This window comes from Flavobacterium sp., from assembly GCF_025352015.1.
In the GTDB taxonomy this organism is placed as follows: Bacteria; Bacteroidota; Bacteroidia; order Flavobacteriales; family Flavobacteriaceae; genus Flavobacterium.
The window spans coordinates 1-22,569 of sequence record NZ_JANXUG010000037.1; the positions used below are offsets into that span (position 1 = coordinate 1).

The following is a 22,569-nucleotide window of genomic DNA, read 5'->3' on the forward strand; positions in this document are numbered from 1 at the left end:
GGTATGCACTCAAATCGATAATAAATGAAAATCAAAGCCCAGTGAACAAAACAATAGCCTTAATAGCTACTTCTTTTACAGCTTGGTATGAATTTAAAGACATAATTAATTTAAAATATATAAATTAGACTAAAGCCAAAAAATATAATAAAGTCATTTTACAACCTTCAGGATTGCAATTATTCTACTACTTAAATTAGCCAACAGGTTTAATTAACTAACTTAATTTTTAATATATTCTGGAGTGGACAATCGGCTAAAGAAAGTTATATTCATGAGGCGATGATTGATCCACATTTTTTTATAGTAAGTGGCGGTACACCTACACTTACTGATAGTGTTGGAAATCCCTGGACAGTGAGTTATATTATGGGAATTGGTGATTTAACAGCCGATTTACGATTAAATATTGGTGCCGAAACAAGTGCAAAAATGGTTTATGAAAATCTAATGAAATTTACCGAAGGTGAATATGTTAAGGAATCTTTACGTTATTTGATGACAAGAGAAGTTGCTCATTTTCAAATGTTTCAAGCAGCGCTTGATAAAATAAAAGATAATTTTCCTCCAAGAATATTGCAAAGCAATCCTCGTTTTTCAAATAAATATTTTAACATGTCTAAAGAGGAAGATTTTAAAGGCGGATGGAATGAAGGAAAAAGTCCAATTATGGGCGAACAATGGCAGTTTATCCTAGATCCTTTAGAACATGTTAATAAAACGAACGGTTTATTGAATGAGCAAATTGAGGGAACAACTAGAACATAAAAATCTGTTCAAAAACATAACAAATCTTTAAGTGACGAGCGTAAAACTACTGTTGATAAAGCAAACTTGCCTAAAAATGAATTTATGAGCTGGTCAGTTTATGAAGAGTCGCAAACGAAGTCAAATAAAAATAAAAGCTTGGTCTAAATGTGTCAAACAATGTAAAATGGCAGTTTTAAATCGTACCTCATTATAATTATAACAAGTGAATAATGTTATGAGTAGTATGTTTTAACATTTTTATTAATTATTTAATTACTTAAAAGGAAAGTATCAAAATTAAACAGTAACCGCATTATTTAGTTGCATGTAACTATTAAAAAACTTCACTTTCTTTTAGTTTTTCCATATTGTTAACCAATTGAAGTTCGTCAACAAATTTTTGAATTTTTCCATTCATCACGCCATCCATGTCAAAAACGTCTAAACCGATACGGTGATCGGTAACACGACCTTGGGCATAATTATAAGTTCGGATTTTTGCTGATCGATCACCGCTACTTACTTGCGAAGTCCGTTTGGTAGCGTCTTCCGCTTGTTTTTTGGCTAATTCTTGCTCGTATAAACGCGAACGCAATACTTCCAACGCCTTGTCTTTATTTTTATGCTGCGACTTTTGATCTTGACATTGTGCAACTAAACCTGACGGAATATGTGTTAATCGAACCGCCGATTTGGTAGTATTTACGGATTGTCCGCCAGGTCCAGAGGAACAAAAGAAATCAACACGAACATCGTTCATATCAATTTGTACATCAAATTCTTCGGCTTCAGGCAATACCATGACTGTTGCTGCAGAAGTATGAACTCTACCTTGGGTTTCGGTTTGTGGCACTCGTTGCACACGGTGAACGCCAGCTTCAAACTTCAAAGTTCCGTAAACATCTTCGCCTGTAACTTCAAAAATAACTTCTTTAAATCCGCCAGATGTTCCTTCATTCATATCGACAACTGATGTTCTCCAGCCACGACTTTCACAATATTTAGTATACATTCTATACAAATCTCCAGCAAAAATTGAAGCTTCATCACCGCCAGTTCCGGCACGAATTTCTACCATGACGTTTTTCGCATCCTCGGCATCTTTTGGAATTAACAAAAATTTAATTTCTTCTTCCAACTCTGGCAATCTGTTTTTAACTTCATCCAATTGCATTTTTGCCATTTCAACCATTTCGGAATCAGAACCATCAGCAAGGATGTCGTTAGCTTCATTAATATTGGCGTCAAGCGAAACGTATTCATCGCGTTTTTCCATCAACGCTTTCATACTTTTATATTCTTGATTTAATTGCACGTAACGTTTTTGATCGGCTATAATATCAGGTTGAATAATCAAGTCTGATATCTCGTCAAAACGTTGTTTTACATATTGAAGTCTTTCTAACATTATAAAATCTTTGTTTGGTGTGCAAAAATAGTAAAAAGTGTTTAGTTGAACGTTGTGGGTTAACAGAATTTTTATAGTATTGTAACATAGAAAATTGAGATTATGAAAATATTTATTGGAATTCTTACTAGCATTTTATTGTTTTCATGTAAACATAAATCAGAGAAGGTTTTTGAAAAATTAGATAAAATGAATTGGATCCTTGGCAAGTGGGAACAAAAACTTCCAAATGGAACAGTAAAAGAAACCTGGACCAAAGAAAACGACAGTACTTTTACTAATGAAAGTTATTTTATTAACGCTAAAGACACTGTTCATTTTGAAAGTATAAAACTGATGCAAACAAAGAAACACTTAATATACAAGTCAACGGTTATAGGACAAAACAATGACGAACCTGTAGATTTTAAACAAACTTCTGTTACTGAAAATATATTTATTTTTGAAAATCAAAAACATGATTATCCTCAAAAAATTATCTATAAAAAAATCACTGAAAATAATTTTATAGAAACTATTTCTGGTAAACAAGACAACAAAAAGTTTCAAGAAAGTTATTCCTTGAAGAAATTCTAGCTATTAGTTTATCAATAAAATTGTACAAAAAATTGCATTTTCTCTAGTTTTTTTGTGGATAGTTTTTTGTACACTATGGTAAATCAGTGTGGTAAAAAATATTATTTATATTTATTCTAAATAAACTTTGTCAATTCATTTCTCGTATTTATATTTGCATCGCTATTTATAATTATTCTTGATAAATGAAAACAATACACTATTTTTTAGTTTTGGGATTAGTCAATTTTTCTATTGTCCAAGCGCAAACCACAGACACTGTTCATAAACTTCACGAAGTTATCATCAAAGAATTTAAGACTGTAAATGGAGTTGGGCATTTGCCCGATACCAAAAATGGAATAATTTACGCTGGCAAAAAAAATGAAGTTATTCTTATTGATAGCCTCGATGCTAATAAAGCTATAAACAACACACGCCAAATTTTGGGTAGAATTCCAGGTCTAAATATTGTGGAAACTGAAAGCAGTGGATTTACTGCCAACGGAATTGCTACCAGAGGATTAAATCCAACACAAAGTGTAGAAATGAATACCCGACAAAACGGATATAACATCAGCTCCGATATTTATGGATACAATGAAGCTTATTATTTACCTCCAATGGAAGCAGTTAGCCGAATAGAATTTGTTAGAGGTGCAGCATCATTACAATTTGGTTCACAATTTGGCGGATTAGTAAATTATGTAATTAAAGATGCACCGATAAATAAGCCATTTGAATTTATAACCGCACAAACCATAGGTAGTTATGGATTATATAATTCATACAATTCTTTAGGTGGCAATTATAAAAAATGGAGTTACTATGCTTATTTGCAATATAGAGTTATAGATGGTTACAGACCTAATAGCGAGCAAACGCAAGTTTCTGGATATGCTAAAATTCAGTACACCCATTCTAATAAATGGAATTTTGGTGTTGAATATTCTTTACTTCGAAACAAAATAAAAATGCCCGGCGGATTGACAGATGCACAATTCAGTTCAGATCCAAGTCAATCTACACGTGGTAGAAACTGGCTGAAAAGTCCTTGGAATATTATTACGGCATACGCCAATTATACTCCGTCTGAAAACAGCAATTTGAGTATCAAATCGAGTTATTTATTTAGTAATCGTTCCCTTGTTTGGAGAAATGAAGATGGTGGACCAGAGGCAAATGATGATATCAATCAAAGCACAAATTCATTTGTTCCTAGAGAAGTGGGTATAGAAAACATGAATAACGAAACTACTGAAATCCGTTATTCTCAAACTTATTCTCTTGGGAAACAAAAATCGACTTTGGCAGGTGGAATTCGTCAAAGTTATGCTTGGTTCAAGCGTCAAGGTGGCGGTGAAGGTACAACAGGAAGTGATTTTAACTTATCTATTACAGGTGAATGGGGTTATGATTTGGATTTTATAACCACCAATTTTGCGCCTTTTGTAGAAAATATATTTAGAATCTCTAAAAACTTTACGATAACTCCTGGATTTAGATTTGAATATTTACAAAGCACAGCAAAAGGATTTAAAAAAGTAGATGGCAATATTCTGTTTTCTAACGAACTACGTAATCGAACTTTTGGATTAGCTGGCATAGGATTAGAATTTAAACCATCAAAAAATACTAGTCTTTATGCTAATATTAGTCAAGCATTCCGACCTATTGATTATAGCCAACTTCAGCCATTTGGTGTTACATCAAAGATAGATTCAAATCTTGAAGACAGCAACGGTTATAATAGTGATTTCGGATATCGTGGTACCGTTAGAAATTATTTAAACTTTGATTTTAGCGCGTTTTATTTGGCATACAACAAACGAATTGGGGTAACACTTGAAGCTGATCCTATTTCGGGTGATTATTATTCAGTTAGAAAAAATATTGCCAATAGTATTCATAAAGGAATTGAAAGTTATATAGAGTTTAATTTCCTAAAATATTTTAATCCTCAATCCAATTATGGATTAAGTATTTTTAATTCATTTGCTTATATAGATGCACGCTATACTTCGGGCGAATATTCTGGAAAACGTTTGGAAGCGGCAGCAAAAACAATCAATCGTGCGGGTTTAATTTTTAATACAACCAAATTATCAGCTACTTTTCAGATTAATTATGTAGGCGATGCTTATGGCGATGCTTCTAATGTAACCACTAGTGATAATCCTGCCGCAGGATACATTCCATCGTATACTGTTTTAGACTTTAGCGGTAGTTATAAAATCAATAATTTTGCTTTGAAATTTGGAGTTAACAATATTGCAGACAAACATTATTTTACACGTAGAACAGATGAATATCCTGGTCCAGGAATTATTCCAGCAGTTGGAAGAAGTTTGTATGTAGGTTTTACTGCCAAATTTTAAAAACGAAAAATTAAAAAAAATAAAAAACCTCGTTTTTTTAAACGAGGTTTTTTATTTATTAATTACTATTTTTAGTTAGTTTTAACTGGTATATTAGCTAATATCTCCAAGAAAAACTTCCAAAACTTTTGAGATGATTTTATCGAAGCTCTTTCATCTGGACTATGCGCGCCATGAATAGTTGGACCAAAAGAAATCATATCCATTTCTGGATAATTTGTTCCGAGAATTCCACATTCTAATCCAGCATGACAAGCCACGACTTTAGGTTTTTCACTATTTTGATTTTCGTAGATTGAAGTCAAAACATCGAGAATTTCGGATTTCACATTTGGTGTCCATCCCGGATAACTTCCACCAAATTCTACTTCGCAACCAAATAATTCGTAGGCAGAACGCAATCCATTTGCTAAATCTATTTTTGAACTTTCTATTGACGATCGTGTTAAATTTTGAATAGAAATTTCACCAGCTGCAACCACTACACGAGCAATATTATTGGAGGTTTCCACCAAATCATCCATATCAGCACTCATGCGATAAACACCGTTGTGAGCTGTATAGATAGCACGAAGCAATGCTTCCTGAACTCCCAAATCCATAACTTTACTTTGCAAATCGCTTTTTACAATTTCAATGATAAGATTGGGTTCTGTTGTTTTGAATTCAAATTTTATATCATTAATAATTTCCTGCATATCAAACACAAAAGCTTCATCATACATGCCAGCTACAATCACTTTAGCAACACTTTCTCTGGGAATAGCATTGCGCAAACTTCCACCACTAATTTCAGCAATTTGAAGGCCAAAATTCTCAAAACCGTCAAACAATAAGCGGTTCATAATTTTATTAGCATTACCCAAACCTTTGTGAATATCCATACCTGAATGACCGCCATTTAAACCTTTAACTGTGATTGTGTAACCAACAGAGCCTTCAGGAACTTCTTCTTCATTATATGTTCGAGTTGCTGTAACATCAATTCCTCCAGCACAACCAATATCAATTTCATCGTCTTCTTCTGTATCCAGATTTAAAAGAATTTCTCCTTTTAAAATGCCTCCTTTTAAGTTCAATGCACCAGTCATTCCAGTTTCTTCATCAATGGTGAAAAGTGCTTCAATTGCAGGATGCGGTATGTCTTTACTTTCCAAAATTGCCATTATTGCTGCTACTCCAAGACCATTATCCGCTCCAAGCGTTGTCCCACGAGCACGAATCCAATCGCCATCAACATACATATCAATTCCTTGTGTAAGGAAATCAAAAGTGGTATCATTATTTTTTTGGTGCACCATATCCAAATGTCCTTGTAAGACAATTGTTTTGCAGTTTTCCATACCTTTAGTAGCTGGTTTTCTAATGATAACATTGCGGATTTCATCTTCAAAAGTTTCTAAACCTAAACTATTTCCAAAATCTTTCATAAACTGAATTACTCTTCCCTCTTTCTTCGAAGGACGCGGTACTGCATTCAAATCTGCAAATTTATTCCAAAGTGCTTTTGGTTCAAGGTTTCTAATATCTTGGCTCATTATATATTTTTTTTAATGTCAAAGCACAAAGTTACAAAGTTTAACTTCTTTGCAAATTGATATTGTGTTTATATTTACATTTTAAATTGGCACCGTGAAACGAAAATATATTCTTCCTCTTTTTTTAGTATTTCAAATTATTTTCATTAAGATTTTGGCTGTATTTCCAGAAGTTGTAGAACACTATTATAGCAACGGATTATACGTTTTCACTTCAAGAATGGAACGTTTCGTTTTAGGTCAAATTCCATTTTCTATTGGTGATATTTTATATGGAATTCTGATTATTTATTTGCTGATAACTGTTTGGAATACCCGAAAAACGTGGCGTAAGCAATGGAAAAATAATGTGCTAAAAGTGTTGAGCGGATTTTCAATTTTCTATTTCTTGTTTCATTTTTTATGGGCGCTAAATTATTACAGGTTACCACTATTTGAAAAGATGTATATCAAAAGAGACTATACAGATGCCGATTTATTTGCCTTTACTGAAAAATTAATTATCAAAACAAACGAAGTACAATTTCAAATCACACACAACAAAAATCAAAAAGTTACCAATCCATACTCGCAAGATTCTGTTTTCAAAATGTCGCAAAATGGCTATGCTATTTTAACAAAAATACATCCATTTTTTAATTATGAAATTCCAAGCAGAAAAAAGTCATTGTTTAGTTTGCCGCTGACATACATGGGTTTTGGAGGATACTTGAATCCGTTTACCAATGAATGTCAGGTGAATTACAAATTACCGATGTATGGTTTTCCGCTGGTAATTTGCCACGAAATGGCACACCAAATTGGCTATGCCAGCGAAAGTGAATGTAATTTTATAGGTTTTATGGCGTGTATCAAAAATGACGATTTGTATTTTCGTTACGCAGCTTATTCGAGTGCGCTGCGCTATTGTTTTGAAAATGTGATTATAAAAGATGAGGGAAAGTTTAAAGCATTGAAGCCAACTATCAATCTTGGAATTTTGGAAAACTATAAAGAAAGTGATATATTTTGGAAGCGGTACGACACCTTTATTGACAAAGGTTTTCATGCATTTTATGACCAATATTTAAAAGCAAATCAACAAAAGGATGGATTGGAAAGTTATAGCAAATTTGTTGATTTATTAATTAATTACTACCAACAAAAAGAACTTTAAAGTAGAAAACAATTTACATAATTAGTACAAAAAATATGTGAAAATCTTTACAATCTTTATTGTAACTATTTCAAATTTTGCTTAAAGTAAACTTCGGTTGCGCCACTTCCATACTTTTGATAATTAGCATCTTGAAAAATAATATTTTCATAACGCCCCAATAAAAAATCAAGATCCGATTTCAGAACGCCCTCACCTACGCCGTGAATGAAAACAATCTTCGGAATTCTTTGGCGAATTGCAAATTCAATATGTCGTTTTGCTGTTTCTATCTGTAAAGTTAAAATATCGTAGTTGCTCATCCCTTTGTAACTTTTGATTAACTTTTCGATGTGTAAATCAAATTCAGGTGGTGGAATTTCTTTTTTGTACTTCTTTTCTTTGTTGATATAGTTGGGTTTAACAACTTCTTTTTCGCTGATAATTTGGCTTTTATTAAAGCTGAATTTTAGTGTGCTGCCGTTTTCAATTTTTATTAACTCGCTACTTTTGTAAGTCAAGTTAAATCCGTCTGTTGTTTCTATAGTTACTGCTGTTCCTTCTATTTTTATAACAATTCCGTCAATGGAATCGTCTAAAACCGAAACTTTATCGCCTTTATTCAACATCTTTTTCCTCTTTTAATTCTTCTTTTTTACTAGAAACTTTTGACATTAATTGCATCATACCAAACATAAAAATAACCAAGGTGCTGCATAAAATATATATATTGGGTTTTGTTTTTGATTGCTCAAACAAGCCAACCAAAATTGCAACAAACATAAATGGTACAACAAGTTTCTTCATAATTATTATTTTTATTTCCAAAAATAAAAAAACCAGCCGAATTAGCTGGTTTTATGTACATATATTTATTAAAATTACATTCTTCCTGCACTGGCAAATTTTGCTGCAAAAATAATAACTCCAACAAATGCAAGAATATAAACTACAATCATTACAATTGTCATAATTCCTAAAAATTTATGATGAGATTTTAAATTGACCAATGCATCGGACAAAACATCATTGTTGCCTGACTCTGTAGCCTTTTTTATTCCTGCTGCATATTTGTATAAATAATAAACAGGGAAAAAATAAAGAACTGCAAATAAAATGTACAAAACGCCAAAATAACTTTTCATCGCAATAATTGAATTTGTACTTGCAGCACTGCCGAACGCGACATTACTTGGCATTGCTGACATTGCAACACTCATAAAAGCACCTAAAATTATCATTAATCCGATGAAAATAAATCCTACGATGGCTAAAAACAGACACCATTTGGCACTTTCTCGTAAAGCTGCAATTGCTAAATCATTTAAACTTAATTTGTTTTGATCTTCCATAATTAAAAAGGTTTTGGTTAGTTATTAATAGTTTTTGTTATGTTCTTTCAAAGGCTTTTAATGTTTTAATAATAATCGAAATACACTCTAATAATTGTTCTTCATTCATTACTAATGGCGGGGCAAAACGAATAATGTTTCCGTGTGTTGGTTTGGCTAGCAAACCATTTTCGGCTAACTTCATACAAATATTCCAGGCCGTATCACTTTGCTCGCTATCGTTAATTACAATAGCATTCAACAATCCTTTTCCTCGAACTAAAGTGGCAATTGTTGAGGTTTCAATATATTTTGCTAATTCTGTACGAAAAATGATACCCAATTTTCTGGCATTTTGAATCAAATTTTCATTATCTACCACTTCCAACGCAGCAATGGCTACCGCACTGGCAATAGGATTTCCTCCAAAAGTAGAACCGTGTTGCCCAGGTTTAATCACATCCATTATAGCATTATTAGCCAAAACTGCTGAAACAGGATAAGCTCCGCCTGAAATAGCTTTTCCTAAAATTAATATATCAGGCGTAACGTAACTAGCTTGTTTTTCACACTTATCCTCACAAGTACAATTGCCGCAAACTGCCAAAATAGAACCAGTTCGTGCGATTCCGGTTTGAATTTCATCGGCAATAAACAACACATTGTTTGCTTCGCATAAAACTTTGGCTTTCACCAAATAATCTTCGGCAGGAACAAAAACTCCGGCTTCTCCTTGAATAGGTTCAACTAAAAAACCAGCGATGTTTTTTGATGAGGTGATTGCTTTTCTTAAAGCTTCGATATCATTATAGGGAATTTTTAAAAATCCGGTCGTGTACGGACCAAAGTTTTTACGGGCATTTTCATCATTTGAAAACGAAATAATTGTAGTTGTTCTTCCGTGGAAATTACCTTCACATACAATGATTTGAGCCTCGTTTTCGGGAATGCCTTTGGTTTCGTAAGCCCATTTTCTGCATAATTTCAAGGCTGTTTCAACCGCTTCTGCACCAGTATTCATGGGCAATACTTTATCAAAACCAAAATAATTGGTAATATATTCTTCATAAACTCCTAATTTATCATTGTAGAAAGCCCTTGAAGTTAAAGTTAAAATTTTTGCTTGTTCTATCAAAGCTCCCACAATTTTTGGGTGGCAATGCCCTTGATTTACTGCAGAATATGCCGATAGAAAGTCGTAATATTTTTTACCCTCAACATCCCAAACATAAACTCCTTCGCCTCTACTTAATACTACAGGAAGTGGATGATAATTATGTGCTCCATACTTGTTTTCCAGAGCAATTGCTTCGGTTGAACTCATTTTTTCTAAAACTGACATTTTGGGGTAATTTAAATTCTTGAATAATAATTCCTTCTTATTGGAGAGAAATCATCCTTATTTTCAGCAAAAGTATAATTTAATTACGAATTATAAATTATGAATTACGAATTGTTATTGCGTAATGTTTTTTGGATAGAACCAATTATTTTTAATAATTCAGTAACATCTTTTAACAAATTCTCGCTTTCTCCTTTTTGAAAATAACCAGTATCTGTTAGTAATCTAATCCAATAATGTGTATCACGAGCTTCTTTGTATGCAATAGTTTGTTTGGCAAAAAATTCTTTCTCTGATTGTCCACCAATGGCTTCTTCAGTATTAGCGCCAATTGATGTTCCTGAACGCAACAATTGCTTACTCAATACAAATTCTTTTTTTACATTACTTAAGTGTTGGCAAACTTTCACAATCCTAACCGCAAAAGCATACTCTTAATTTGAATTATATTTTCCTTCATAAACTTCCTAATTCGTAATTATTAATTCGTTATTCTCATGTTATAAATTGTAAATACAGTAAAGTTGCGGCAGCAACAGTCATAATTATTAAAGCAGCAAAACCTAATATATTTGACATCCCTTTATTGGTAAATTCTCCCATTACCTTTTTATTATTAGAGATATGTAGAATAATGGCTATCAATACTGGAGCTGTTATTCCATATAAAATTGCGGTATAAATCAAGGCCTTAACTGGAGAGATACCAATATAATTTAGTAATAAACCTATTATTAAAGAAATTGTCATTATTATGTAAAATGCTTTGGCCTCGTGAAATTTTTTATCCAATCCTTGTTCCCATCCAAAAGTTTCGGTAATAATATAGGATATAGACCCACTCAAAACAGGAATAGCCAAAAGTCCAGTTCCTATAATTCCAATCGCAAACAACAAATAAGCAAAATTACCTGCTAGTGGTCTTAAAGCTGTAGCGGCTTGCTCTACGGTGTCAATTTGGTGAAAACCATCTTTGAACAAAACCGTTCCTGTAGTCAAAATAATAAAATACATTACCATATTTGAAAACAACATTCCAAAATCAACATCAGTTTTCATGTTGGATAAGATTTTTTTATTAACTATCAAAACTCTTTTATTTTGTTTTATTGTTTCAGCTTCCATTGTAGCCTGCCAAAAAAACAGATAAGGCGAAATTGTAGTTCCCAGTATTCCAACTAAAATAGCAACATAATCTTTAGTAAATGTAATTTTGGGAATAAAAGTTCCTTTAAAAATCTCCATTATATTTTGATGATACAAAAAGGGAACGATGAAATAAACCACCAAGACAATACAAAGATATTTTAATACCATTGCCATTTTTTGATACGGCAAATAAATGATTAGAAAAATAAGTACTATCGTAAAGAAAACAGAAAAATAAATTGCATTTATAAAGGGAAATAACAAATTGCTTACAGCTCCCATGGCGGCAATATCTGCACCAATATTCATCACAATAGCAGGAAAACTGAATAATAAAGTAAAATACAATATCTTCCTAGAGTAATTGATCTTGAGTACACCAGTCAAACCAAGACCTGTCACAATACCTATACGAGCACACATTTCTTGAATGGCCGCCATCAAAGGAAAAGTAATAATTGCGGTCCACAACGTAGAAAGTCCATAAGCTGCTCCAGCTTGTGAATATGTAGCAATGCCTGATGGGTCGTCATCGCTTGCACCTGTTATTAAACCAGGACCGAGAACGTTCCAAAAACGTTTGAATTTATTAGTTTTCTTCATGATGGTTTTTTTTAATGCTAATTTACATTTTTAAACCATCAAATAACCTCATTACTAGAAAAGCAATGAGGTTATTATTTGAAATCTTGTTTAGCTTACAATAAAGTAGCTGTTGAAGTAATTTCGGTGTTCAATAATCTTGAAATCGGACATTGTTTCTCGGCTTTAGTAACCAATTCTTGAAAAACTTCATTCGACAATCCCAGAATTTTAGCTTCTACCGTCAAATGTGAACCGATAATAGTCCCTTCTACTAAATTAATATCACATTTGGTCTGAATACTTTCAGCCTCAAAACCAGCTTCGCCAATAAATGCAGACAATTGCATGGAAAAACAACCCGAATGTGCGGCAGCAACCAACTCTTCTGGGTTGGTACCAACACCATCTTCAAAACGGGTTTTGAACGAATATTGAGCATTGTTTAATGTGGTACTTTGTGTGGAAATTTTTCCTGTTCCAGTGGTTACGGCACCATTCCAAACAGCGGTGGCATTTCTTTTCATAATTATATCCTATTTAAAATTTTATACAAAGTAAGTACACAATAAGATTTAAAAAGTTACTTATTAATTGTTATTTCTAATCCAATTATAGTTTTTGACTTTGTTCCTTTTAATCGTACATTTCTAGTAACTTGTTGACCGTATTCCAATTGCGAGTGGTTGAAATTACATTCATGCTTTTTTCAATCCATTTATTATCCAGTTTGGTTTTAGCTGGCGAGGTGTCGTATTTCAAATAGATTCTTTTGCCATCAAGTTGAATTTCATCGGGTTTTATAAAGTTTAGGTTGAGCTGGGTCACCATATTTTCGGGCAGTTCGGAAGCAATAAACGATACGTACAATTTCTTTAAATCAACTGTTGGTTCATTCAAAAACAAGTTTCTATCTAAACAGCCTTGCAAATCTTCTTTACCGATAACAATAACAGGAACATCGTGTCCAAATTCTTTAAAAATTTCTTGTTTAATAAGAAAGCCAACCTTTGCCTGACTTTCCTCATCTGTAGCTACAAACACATTGCCTGATTGGATATAAGTTACCACATTAGCAAAACCAATGTTTTCTAGAGCTTTTTTCAAAGCTACCATATTTATCATTTTGTGTCCCGAAACATTGATGCCGCGAAGAAGAGCTAAATGGGTATGCATTTTTAAATTTTTAACTAAATTATATTTTTTTATCAAATATGTACCAAGTTTTAACCAATAGTTTATTTTTGCGCCATGGAAAAAAAACAAACCAACAAAGTCATTTTTGAAAACATAACCGTTTTAGATGCTGGTGCCAAAGGCGTATCTGTGGCAAAAGCGCCCGAAGGTCAGATTATTTTTATTCCAAACGTTGTTCCGGGCGATGTGATTGATGTGCAAACTTTGAAAAAAAGAAAATCCTATTTTGAAGGTAAAGCTATAAAATTTCATTCCTATTCTGAAAACCGAATTGAGCCTGTTTGCAAGTATTTTGGCGCTTGTGGCGGTTGCAAATGGCAGAATATGAAATACGAACAACAATTGTTTTACAAAAATCAGGAAGTATCTAATAACCTGAAACGCATCGGTAAAATTGAATTGCCAATCTTTGAGCCCATATTGGGTTCAGCAAAACAATTCTTTTATAGGAACAAAATGGAATTTGGATTTTCTGATACGCGCTGGTTAAACGAAAACGAAATCAAAGAAGAAGACCAAACTTTGAGCAAAAAACCTGCTTTAGGTTTTCACATCCCAAGAATGTGGGACAAGATATTAGATATCGAAAAATGTCATTTACAGGAAGACCCATCAAACGCTATTCGGAATGCCGTTCGTGAATTTGCCGTGAAAAATAATATGTCCTTTTTTAATGCTCGAAATCATGAAGGACTGTTGCGAACCTTGATGATTAGAACCGCTTCTACGGGAGAAATCATGGTACTAATTCAATTTTTTCACGATGATAAAGCGCAACGCGAAATGTTGTTAGAATTTATTCATAGTTCGTTTACGAAAATTACTTCATTGCAATATGTTATCAATGGCAAAGCCAATGATACTTTGTACGATCAAGACATCAAATTGTATAAAGGCAGAGATTATATTCTAGAAGAAATGGAAGGTTTACAGTTTAGCATAAACGCTAAATCGTTTTACCAAACCAATTCCAATCAGGCCTACGAATTATATAAAATTACCAGAGAATTTGCAGGATTAACTGGCAATGAAGTAGTTTATGATTTATATACAGGAACAGGTACTATTGCCCAGTTTGTAGCCAAAAATGCCAATAAAGTCATTGGCATAGAATCTGTCCCCGAAGCAATTATTGATGCTAAAGAAAATGCCAAACGCAATAATATTACCAACTGCGAATTCTATGTTGGTGATATGAAAAACGTTTTCAACGATGATTTTATTGCACAACACGGTAAACCTGATGTTATCATTACGGATCCGCCAAGAGATGGTATGCACAAAGATGTAGTTGCACAATTTTTGAAAATTGGTGCTGATAAAATTGTGTATGTAAGTTGTAATTCGGCAACACAAGCACGAGATTTGGCGTTGATGGATGAACACTACAAAGTAACTCGCGTGCGACCCGTAGACATGTTTCCGCAAACGCATCATGTAGAAAATGTTGTACTTTTGGAAAAAAGATAACAGATTACGAATTACTTACTATTATATGAAAAAAACACTACTACTTCTTTCGTTGGCAATTTTATGCTCTAATTGTGAGAAAGATGACGTTTGTACTGATGAAACTACTCCACGATTGGTATTGGAGTTTTATGATATTTCCAATCCAGCAAATGTGAAAAATGTTTTAAACCTAAAAGTTAAAGGCGTTGGCGCATCCGATTTTATAGTTTTTAATAAATCACTATCCCAAACCGATGGAACCCGTTATCTTTTTAATGGAAGCAAACTCCAATTACCATTGAATATTTCACAAGACCTTACCCAATATAGTTTGATACTCAATAGTACGGTCTTAATTCCTGATGAAGACTTACTTCAATTTAATTATATACGTCAAAACATTTTTGTTTCCAGAGCGTGTGGTTACAAAACCATTTTTGAACTGAATGCTTCTCCAAATGGCGTTATCAAAACAGATTCGGCAGTACCGACTGGTTATTGGATAAAGGACATCAACATTTTAACATCAAACATTGTAACCGAAAATGAAACACATATCAAGATTTATTGGTAGTATTTGCCTTGTGTTGCTTTCATTTATTAGCAATGCACAAGAAAAATCTATTAAACCTGTCAAAGTTGTAACCGAAAAGAGTCCCGTTAAAAAAGACAGCATTCCACTAAAAAAAGAGCGCTATGGTTTGCGTGTAGGAGTTGATTTATTCAAACTCACGCGTTCTTTTTACGAAAAAGAGTATCGAGGTTTAGAACTTGTAGGGGATTATCGTTTAACAAGACGACACTATTTAGCTGCTGAAATTGGGAATGAAAATAAAACCGTTAATGATAATCAACTCAACTTTACGACCAAAGGAACTTATCTTAAGGTAGGATTTGATTTTAACACTTATGAAAATTGGCTCAACATGGAAAATATTATATCAGTTGGGCTACGATATGGCTTGAGTAGTTTTAGTCAAACGCTCAACAGTTATCAAATTTACAATGCTAATTCTTATTTTGGAGAAGCACCCATAATTGTTTTGGGAGGTAAATTTGCTGGTTTATCGGCACAATGGGTTGAAGTAGTGGCAGGAGTGAAAGCCAAAGTGTTTAATAATGTTTTCGTTGGATTCAGTTTTAGATTGAACCGTTTAATTTCACAAAAGTTGCCTAATAATTTTGACAATCTTTACATACCAGGTTTTAACAGAACTTATAATGGAAATTTTGGTGTTGGTTTTAATTATACAGTCTCCTATTTTATACCTCTCTACAAATCAACTGTTAAGCCAAAAGAAAAAAAAGAAACGGTTAAAAAAAAGTAAATTTATAATTTGCATTTCAAATTTCTTTCACTCCTTTTATAAAAAGCCATTTCATATATAGTTTTTCGCCATCAGCAGTGAAAACCGCTTGAAATTTTGGTGCCAATAATGTTCCTACTACAAAGGCAGTAATTGGAATAAAATAGCCAGTCAAGTTAGTGTAATGTTGTATTAAATAACGAAATACAATAAATAAAACTGCGAAACAAATAAAGTTGTAAAGAAAGGCTTTTACTTTTTTTGACATGACTGTCTTTGAGTTTATGATTACGGTTGTAAAGATACTTAAATCATCAAAATAGGCCATAAAAATTAATAATTTAAATCAAAAAAAAGTATTACATTGTTGTCATTAAATATTTAACACGATGAAAACAGTAAAAGCATACGCAGCGCATGCAGCCAAAGGGAAATTAGAACCTTTCACTTATGAATTATCAACTATTGGCAATGAAGAAGTAGACATCAAAGTTCATTATTGCGGGTTATGCCACTCCGATTTGAGTATGGTTAACAACGATTGGGGGATGTCACAATACCCTTTAGTGCCTGGTCATGAAATTGTAGGTGAAATTGTAGCCATTGGCAATCAAGTAAAGAGTTTAAAAATTGGTGACAAAGTAGGTTTAGGTTGGATGTCGCAATCCTGCATGCACTGTTATCAATGCATGAATGGAAGTCAACATCTTTGTAACAATGGCGAATCAACTATTGTAGGACGTCACGGAGGTTTTGCTGATTACGTTCGCGGGCATTGGTCTTGGGCGATTCTGTTACCAAAACAAATTGATATGAGCAAAGCTGGACCCTTATTGTGCGGTGGCATTACAGTTTTTAATCCAATAATATTATCTGGGGTAAAACCTACAGACAAAGTTGGCGTTATAGGTATTGGTGGATTAGGTCACATGGCTATAAAATTTTTAAAACATTGGGGTTGCGAAGTTGTTGCCTTTAGTTCAAATTCAGCCAAGAAAGCCGAAATACTTGCGATGGGTGCCAGCAAAGTTATAAACTCAACCAATGCAGAAGAATTAGCCACAATTGCAGGCCAATTAAACTTTATTTTGAATACAACAAATGTTAAACTTGACTGGAATTCCTATTTAACTTGTTTAGCACCAAAAGGAAAATTTCATACCGTTGGTGCTGTTTTAGAGCCCATGGAAATTCCTGCTTTTAGCTTAATTATGGGAGAAAAAACAGTTGGTGGTAGTCCTATCGGAAGTCCAGCACTTATCCAAACTATGCTGGATTTTTGTGTACGTCATAAAATTTATCCTACAGTGGAAGAGTTCCCGATGGAAAAAATCAACGAAGCATTTGAGCATTTAGAAAGCGGTAAAGCTCGATTTAGATTAGTATTAAAAAATTAATAAAATAGCGTTTTACAAACCATCTGTTTAAAACAATTTTAAGGAAATTTTAAAAATTGATTGCCTTACTATTTTATAAATTATATTAATTTTGAGCGTCTAATAGTATTTAATAAATATTTAGTTTGTTTATGAAGAAATTACTCCTTGCCTTGTTTTTATGTTCCGCTTCATTTGGTGCAGTTGCACAATCTGGATATCAAATCACCATCAATCTAAAAAATTGTACCGATTCACTGGCTTACCTCACCTACTATCAGTTTGACAAAACATTAATAAAAGATACTTGCAAATCTATAAAAGACGGTAAGATAGTTTTTAAAGGAAAAACTAAACTCGACAAAGGAATTTACTCTTTGGTAAGTCAAAAGAAAGCCATTTATTTTGATTTTTTTATTGATGATAACACGCAAAATCTAGAATTAAAAAGTGTCGCAAACGCCAATATTGGCAAAGAACTCACCGCATTAAATTCTCCTTTAGAAAATGAATTTTTTAATTACATTCAATTCATTAATGAAAAAAATAAAGATTTTCAAACCTTCAAGCAAACCGCAAAATTGCTTAACAAGAAAGATACGATAGCATTAAATGAAAAACAAAAAGAAGGCGAAAAACTCATTAATAATTTTGAAGAAAAGTTTCTGGAACAACACAAAGGAACCTTTATTGGCGATGTGATGAATTTGAAAGTTGAAAAATTGCTCAAAGACATTCCAAAAGCTTCAAACGGCAGACCAGACAGTATTCAATCCTATAAATATTACAAAAAAAAATTTTGGGATAATGTAGATTTCAAAGATGATGGTTCTATGCGAAATCCGTTTTTTAGTGGAAAAATAAAAAAATATTTCGAGTCTGTTGTTGTGACACATCCTGATAGCATTAGTGTCGAAATTGATAAACTGATGAACAGAACCAAACCAGGAAGTTTACTTTACAAAATACTATTGGCGCATTTTACTTATTCCTATGAAACTTCAAAACTCATGGGCTTTGACAAAGTTTTTGTACACATGTCTGATACTTATTTCAAAACGGGTAGAGCTGATGGTATTTATGAAGATACCGAAATTGTAACAAAAATTATAAAACGTGCCGAAAAACTAAAACCACTTTTATTGGGTGCACCTGCTCCCGATTTATACATGATTAAAGCCGAAGATTTTTCAAAAATGAAAGCCATGGGATTTGAAGATGCGAAAAACAACGAAGAAATGACAGCCGTATATTATAAAAATGTGAATCAAATAAACAATATGTATGTCAAATTAAGCGATGTAAAAGCTGATTTTACTATTCTTGTTTTTTGGGATGTAGACTGCGGACATTGTCAAAAAGAAATTCCAAAGCTTTTAGTTGCCTACAATGAACTGTTGAAAGAAAAGAAAAATGTTAAAGTTTACAGTGTTTACATGCAACATGAAGGCGAAAAATATTTAAAATACATTGACGAGCATAAATTACCTTGGATAAATGTTTATGATGGAGCGCATTACAACAACGCCGTCGAGAAATACGATGTTTATTCTACGCCAGTAATTTACATTTTAGATAAAAATAAAGTTATAAAAGCCAAAAGAATTGAAGCCGAACAAATAAAAACTCTTATTAACGTTATTGAAAAAGAACACAAAAAAGAAAAATAACAACCAATACAACTTTAAAATATTATGAAAAAAATATATTTCATTATAATTTCTATTTTATTTAACGTAACCCTTTCAGCCCAATCTAGCATTCATAATTTTGAAGAATTAATGACAGCTCTCAAATCAGGAAAATCGGTGAAAACCGTAATTTACTATGGAAAATGCAAACTTTTTTCGGATGGTGTCGAAGAAAAAGAATCGGTAGATGCCATTGGTGGTTTGCGTTTTGATACTTATGAATATTTTGATTCTAGTGTTTTTAAAGGAAAACAACCTTCATTTGTTACAACTTCACAAACTGTTTTAATCAATCAACATCATTACGGTTATGTGTACAATTATGTAAAAATAAAAGTAAAAAAAGATAATGCTGTTGAAATTACAGCACGCTATTTAAGACCTCGCAAATTTTCATCTAAATTTAAAGTAGTTATGGATGAAACTTTCAAAGGTGTAATCAATGATGGAAGCAATGACGGTGCTGTGCTGTTTTTTGTAGAATAAAAAACATTGATTCATTTTCTAAATATAATTTCATAAATTTTAAAAACTGTTATTTCATTTTCACCGCTGATGAAATTATAAAAAGCAACCCATGGATATTGCGTACCAAGAACAACATTTAAAAAGCTCTGATTTTATAACCGATATGGTTATAGGAATGAGCGATGGTTTGACAGTTCCGTTTGCGCTGGCAGCAGGATTAAGTGGCGCTGTAAATAGTAATGCAATTGTAATAACCGCAGGCATAGCCGAAATTGTTGCAGGTTGTATCGCTATGGGATTGGGTGGCTATTTGGCTGGAAAAACCGAACAAGAACATTACGAAAGCGAGTTAAAAAGAGAAAATTATGAAGTAGACCATTACCATCAAAAAGAAATTGACGAAGTAAAAGAAATATTTGCCGATTACGGAATAGACGAAGCAGGACAAACCCTTATTGCAAATCAACTTGCTAAAGACAAAGTTAAATGGGTAGATTTTATGATGAAATTTGAATTGGGATTAGAAAAACCAAATCCCAACAGACCCAGAAATAGTGCTTTGACGATAGGAACTTCTTATGTTGTTGGTGGATTTTTGCCTTTGTCTGCTTATTTTTTTACTTCTAATCCAAAAGATGGACTGCTAATTTCTGCAATTATTACAACCATTTGTTTGTTTGTTTTTGGATATTTTAAAAGTAAAATAACCGGTCAACCTCCTCTAATAGGAGCACTTAAAGTTACGGCTATAGGTTTAATAGCCGCTGCAGCTGCCTTTGGAATTGCAAAATTTATTGTTTAAAATCATACTTATCGTTATCAGTATCTGGAAAATTAAATTTCGTTCGTTTACTACCTTCATACATTTCGTATTTTACCAAACGAGCTTCTAAACTTCCGTTGAAAAGTTTGATTTTGCGTGATGGTCGAAGTCCAACAAATTTTAAACCTTCCAAATTAGCGGTGATAAACCAAGCATTGGTATTGGGGTAATTATTCTTTAAGGTATCACCAATTTCTCTATAAAAACGTTCCATTTCTACTGTTAATCGTTCCCCATAAGGTGGATTAAAAACCATGTGTAAGGATCCAGTATTTTCTTTTTTGCTTTCAAAAAAATCGCCTTGCATGACGCTTACGTAGTCCTCAAAATTGGCATTTATAATATTGTCTTTCGCTTTTTGAACAGCACTAGGCGCCTTGTCGTAACCAATAATCGTATGGTGAAACTCTTTGGTTCGTTTCATTAAAGCATCAATAATCTGATCGAATAAATCATTATCCCAGTCGTTCCACTTTTCGAAAGCAAATTCCTTTCTGTTAATATTTGCTGGAATATTACAAGCAATCATAGCAGCTTCTGCCAGTAAAGTTCCCGAACCACACATTGGATCTAAAAAATCGGAGCTTCCATCCCAACCTGTTAGCAACAATATTCCCGCAGCCAATACTTCATTTATAGGAGCTATATTTGTTGCGGTTTTGTAACCTCTTTGATGCAATGAAGCTCCAGAAGTATCAAGCGCAACTGAACATTGGTCTCTATCAATATGAATGTTTATTCGTAAATCTGGGAAATCTTTATCTACACTTGGTCGTTGTCCTGTTTTTTCTCTAAACTGATCTACAATAGCATCTTTTACTTTTTGCGATACAAATTGGGAATGTTTAAAATAATCAGAATGAATGGTTGTGTCAATCACAAAGGTTTGGCTTTCGCCGATATATTTTGACCAATCAATACCTTGAATGCCTTTGTATAAATTTTGGTCATTTGTTGCCTTGAAATAATAAATTGGTTTTACTATTTTCAACGCAGTTCGCAACGCCAAATTGGCTTTGTACATAAATCCTTTATCACCTTTGAAACTCACGGCACGCGTACCAATTTCTATGTCTTGTGCACCCAACTGTTGCAATTCTTTACCTAATATTTCTTCAAAACCAAAAAAAGTTTTGGCAACCATCTTAAAATTCTCCATAATTTAAATTTTGTCACCTTGAACGCAGTCAAAAGGCTGCTAGCAATTCATTATCAATATTCAAATGCTCTTTTTTCGGCAAAAATACGTTAAATTTGTCCGTTCAGAATTCATTTCAAAAGAATAAATGGTAGAAGAAACAAATCCAGAAACCTCAAACCCGAAACCCGAAACTAAAAATTGGTACATCTCCTGGTTTGACACGCCTTATTATCACATCCTTTATAAAGACAGAAACTACCGTGAAGCACAAATCTTTATGGACAATCTTACCCACTATTTAAACTTGCCCGAAAAAGCCAAAGTTCTCGATTTAGCCTGTGGCAAAGGACGACACGCTATTTATCTGAACCAATTGGGTTTTGATGTTGTTGGTGCCGATTTGTCTGAAAACAGTATTGCTGAAGCCAATAAAAACGCCAATGAAAACCTGCATTTTGTGGTGCATGATAAAAGAGAACCCTTTGAACAAAAATTCGATGCTATATTCAATTTATTCACGAGTTTTGGTTATTTTGAAAATCGTGAAGATGATCTAAAAACTTTAATTGCTATCAAGGAAAGCCTATCGGAATATGGTTTTGCCGTGATTGATTTTATGAATTCCCAAAACGTTATTGACAACTTAATTCCACAAGAGACTAAAGAAGTAGATGGCATTATTTTTCATATAAAACGATCTGTAATAGACGGTTTTATTCGTAAAGAAATTGATTTTGATGACCATGGCGAAGCCTTTCATTTCACTGAAAAAGTCAGAGCCTATACTTTAGAAGATTTTCAAAATATGATGACTGAAACTGGAATTTATCTATTGGATACTTTTGGGGATTATAAACTAAAAAAATTCCACAAGCATACCAGCGAACGTTTGATAATGATATTTAAATAAGTGGATTCGGTTGTTTGAAAATTCGATAATTTGTAG

The 22,569-nt window shown here is 33.0% G+C and carries 23 protein-coding genes and 1 pseudogene; 12 read left to right on the forward strand and 12 right to left on the reverse strand.

What is annotated here, in order from left to right:
* Positions 1-282: 282 nt before the first annotated feature.
* Positions 283-768 carry a manganese catalase family protein gene (locus Q0Q96_RS03695; protein ID WP_293871880.1) on the forward strand — a complete coding sequence of 162 codons (486 nt, stop codon included), beginning with the start codon at positions 283-285 and terminating at the stop codon, positions 766-768.
* A 316-nt stretch (positions 769-1,084) separates the two neighbouring features.
* On the opposite strand, the gene prfA is transcribed toward Q0Q96_RS03695, so the two are convergent.
* Positions 1,085-2,158 (reverse strand): peptide chain release factor 1, encoded by a 1,074-nt coding sequence (gene prfA, locus Q0Q96_RS03700; RefSeq protein ID WP_293871881.1) that lies wholly within the window; start codon positions 2,156-2,158, stop codon positions 1,085-1,087.
* Positions 2,159-2,347: 189 nt separating this feature from the next.
* Here prfA and Q0Q96_RS03705 point away from each other — a divergent pair, with 189 nt between their 5' ends.
* Together Q0Q96_RS03705 and Q0Q96_RS03710 are read left to right on the forward strand one after the other, a co-directional pair.
* Positions 2,348-2,734, forward strand: a complete 387-nt coding sequence (locus Q0Q96_RS03705; RefSeq protein WP_293871882.1) for a DUF6265 family protein — start codon at positions 2,348-2,350, stop codon at positions 2,732-2,734.
* Between the two features lie 185 nt (positions 2,735-2,919).
* Positions 2,920-5,091 (forward strand): TonB-dependent receptor, encoded by a 2,172-nt coding sequence (locus Q0Q96_RS03710; protein WP_293871883.1) that lies wholly within the window; start codon positions 2,920-2,922, stop codon positions 5,089-5,091.
* A 71-nt stretch (positions 5,092-5,162) separates the two neighbouring features.
* On the opposite strand, the gene Q0Q96_RS03715 is transcribed toward Q0Q96_RS03710, so the two are convergent.
* Entirely contained in the window at positions 5,163-6,629 is a 1,467-nt protein-coding gene (locus Q0Q96_RS03715; RefSeq protein ID WP_293871884.1) for an aminoacyl-histidine dipeptidase, read from the reverse strand.
* Between the two features lie 94 nt (positions 6,630-6,723).
* Here Q0Q96_RS03715 and Q0Q96_RS03720 point away from each other — a divergent pair, with 94 nt between their 5' ends.
* Positions 6,724-7,785 carry a DUF3810 domain-containing protein gene (locus tag Q0Q96_RS03720; RefSeq protein WP_293871885.1) on the forward strand — a complete coding sequence of 354 codons (1,062 nt, stop codon included), beginning with the start codon at positions 6,724-6,726 and terminating at the stop codon, positions 7,783-7,785.
* A gap of 65 nt (positions 7,786-7,850) precedes the next feature.
* Here Q0Q96_RS03720 and Q0Q96_RS03725 read toward each other — a convergent pair whose 3' ends face one another.
* From Q0Q96_RS03725 to Q0Q96_RS03760, 8 genes and pseudogenes are all read right to left on the reverse strand, one after another.
* A complete protein-coding gene (locus Q0Q96_RS03725) occupies positions 7,851-8,393 on the reverse strand; it encodes a Smr/MutS family protein (RefSeq protein ID WP_293871886.1) in 543 nt (180 codons plus the stop codon).
* Positions 8,383-8,571, reverse strand: a complete 189-nt coding sequence (locus Q0Q96_RS03730; RefSeq protein WP_293871887.1) for a hypothetical protein — start codon at positions 8,569-8,571, stop codon at positions 8,383-8,385. Before Q0Q96_RS03730 ends, Q0Q96_RS03725 begins: the two co-directional genes overlap by 11 nt.
* A gap of 74 nt (positions 8,572-8,645) precedes the next feature.
* Positions 8,646-9,116, reverse strand: a complete 471-nt coding sequence (locus Q0Q96_RS03735) for a DUF5362 family protein (RefSeq protein ID WP_293871888.1) — start codon at positions 9,114-9,116, stop codon at positions 8,646-8,648.
* Between the two features lie 37 nt (positions 9,117-9,153).
* On the reverse strand, positions 9,154-10,437 hold the full coding sequence (gene rocD, locus Q0Q96_RS03740) for an ornithine--oxo-acid transaminase (RefSeq protein WP_293871889.1): 1,284 nt from the start codon (positions 10,435-10,437) through the stop codon (positions 9,154-9,156).
* A 104-nt stretch (positions 10,438-10,541) separates the two neighbouring features.
* Positions 10,542-10,897 (reverse strand): annotated as a pseudogene (locus tag Q0Q96_RS03745) (four helix bundle protein).
* Between the two features lie 35 nt (positions 10,898-10,932).
* Complete coding sequence (locus tag Q0Q96_RS03750) at positions 10,933-12,189, reverse strand: divalent metal cation transporter (RefSeq protein ID WP_293871890.1); 1,257 nt, start codon at positions 12,187-12,189, stop codon at positions 10,933-10,935.
* Between the two features lie 95 nt (positions 12,190-12,284).
* Positions 12,285-12,695: an OsmC family peroxiredoxin gene (locus Q0Q96_RS03755; protein WP_293871891.1), complete on the reverse strand. Its 411-nt coding sequence runs from the start codon at positions 12,693-12,695 to the stop codon at positions 12,285-12,287.
* Between the two features lie 109 nt (positions 12,696-12,804).
* Positions 12,805-13,344, reverse strand: coding sequence for a DUF1697 domain-containing protein (locus tag Q0Q96_RS03760; protein ID WP_293871892.1), 540 nt, complete (start codon positions 13,342-13,344; stop codon positions 12,805-12,807).
* Positions 13,345-13,419: 75 nt separating this feature from the next.
* On the opposite strand from Q0Q96_RS03760, the gene rlmD reads away from it, so the two are divergent.
* The 3 genes from rlmD to Q0Q96_RS03775 are packed head-to-tail and all read left to right on the forward strand — an operon-like array spanning position 13,420 to position 16,145.
* Complete coding sequence (gene rlmD / locus Q0Q96_RS03765; protein WP_293871893.1) at positions 13,420-14,835, forward strand: 23S rRNA (uracil(1939)-C(5))-methyltransferase RlmD; 1,416 nt, start codon at positions 13,420-13,422, stop codon at positions 14,833-14,835.
* A 25-nt stretch (positions 14,836-14,860) separates the two neighbouring features.
* Positions 14,861-15,391, forward strand: a complete 531-nt coding sequence (locus Q0Q96_RS03770) for a DUF6452 family protein (protein ID WP_293871894.1) — start codon at positions 14,861-14,863, stop codon at positions 15,389-15,391.
* Positions 15,363-16,145, forward strand: a complete 783-nt coding sequence (locus Q0Q96_RS03775) for a DUF6048 family protein (RefSeq protein WP_293871895.1) — start codon at positions 15,363-15,365, stop codon at positions 16,143-16,145. Before Q0Q96_RS03770 ends, Q0Q96_RS03775 begins: the two co-directional genes overlap by 29 nt.
* Before the next feature lie 16 nt (positions 16,146-16,161).
* Here Q0Q96_RS03775 and Q0Q96_RS03780 read toward each other — a convergent pair whose 3' ends face one another.
* Complete coding sequence (locus tag Q0Q96_RS03780) at positions 16,162-16,392, reverse strand: hypothetical protein (protein WP_293871896.1); 231 nt, start codon at positions 16,390-16,392, stop codon at positions 16,162-16,164.
* A gap of 121 nt (positions 16,393-16,513) precedes the next feature.
* Between Q0Q96_RS03780 and Q0Q96_RS03785 the strand changes: the two genes are divergently transcribed.
* From Q0Q96_RS03785 to Q0Q96_RS03800, 4 genes are all read left to right on the forward strand, one after another.
* A complete protein-coding gene (locus Q0Q96_RS03785; RefSeq protein ID WP_293871897.1) occupies positions 16,514-17,521 on the forward strand; it encodes an NAD(P)-dependent alcohol dehydrogenase in 1,008 nt (335 codons plus the stop codon).
* 131 nt (positions 17,522-17,652) lie between these two features.
* Positions 17,653-19,170, forward strand: a complete 1,518-nt coding sequence (locus Q0Q96_RS03790) for a TlpA family protein disulfide reductase (protein ID WP_293871898.1) — start codon at positions 17,653-17,655, stop codon at positions 19,168-19,170.
* A 24-nt stretch (positions 19,171-19,194) separates the two neighbouring features.
* Positions 19,195-19,677: a VirK family protein gene (locus tag Q0Q96_RS03795; protein WP_293871899.1), complete on the forward strand. Its 483-nt coding sequence runs from the start codon at positions 19,195-19,197 to the stop codon at positions 19,675-19,677.
* Between the two features lie 91 nt (positions 19,678-19,768).
* Positions 19,769-20,461 (forward strand): VIT1/CCC1 transporter family protein, encoded by a 693-nt coding sequence (locus Q0Q96_RS03800; protein WP_293871900.1) that lies wholly within the window; start codon positions 19,769-19,771, stop codon positions 20,459-20,461.
* Here the strand turns inward: Q0Q96_RS03800 and Q0Q96_RS03805 are convergent.
* A complete protein-coding gene (locus Q0Q96_RS03805; protein ID WP_293871901.1) occupies positions 20,451-21,641 on the reverse strand; it encodes a class I SAM-dependent RNA methyltransferase in 1,191 nt (396 codons plus the stop codon). The genes Q0Q96_RS03800 and Q0Q96_RS03805 overlap by 11 nt on opposite strands.
* A gap of 127 nt (positions 21,642-21,768) precedes the next feature.
* Between Q0Q96_RS03805 and Q0Q96_RS03810 the strand changes: the two genes are divergently transcribed.
* On the forward strand, positions 21,769-22,533 hold the full coding sequence (locus Q0Q96_RS03810) for a class I SAM-dependent methyltransferase (protein WP_293871902.1): 765 nt from the start codon (positions 21,769-21,771) through the stop codon (positions 22,531-22,533).
* The last annotated feature ends 36 nt before the right edge of the window (positions 22,534-22,569 follow it).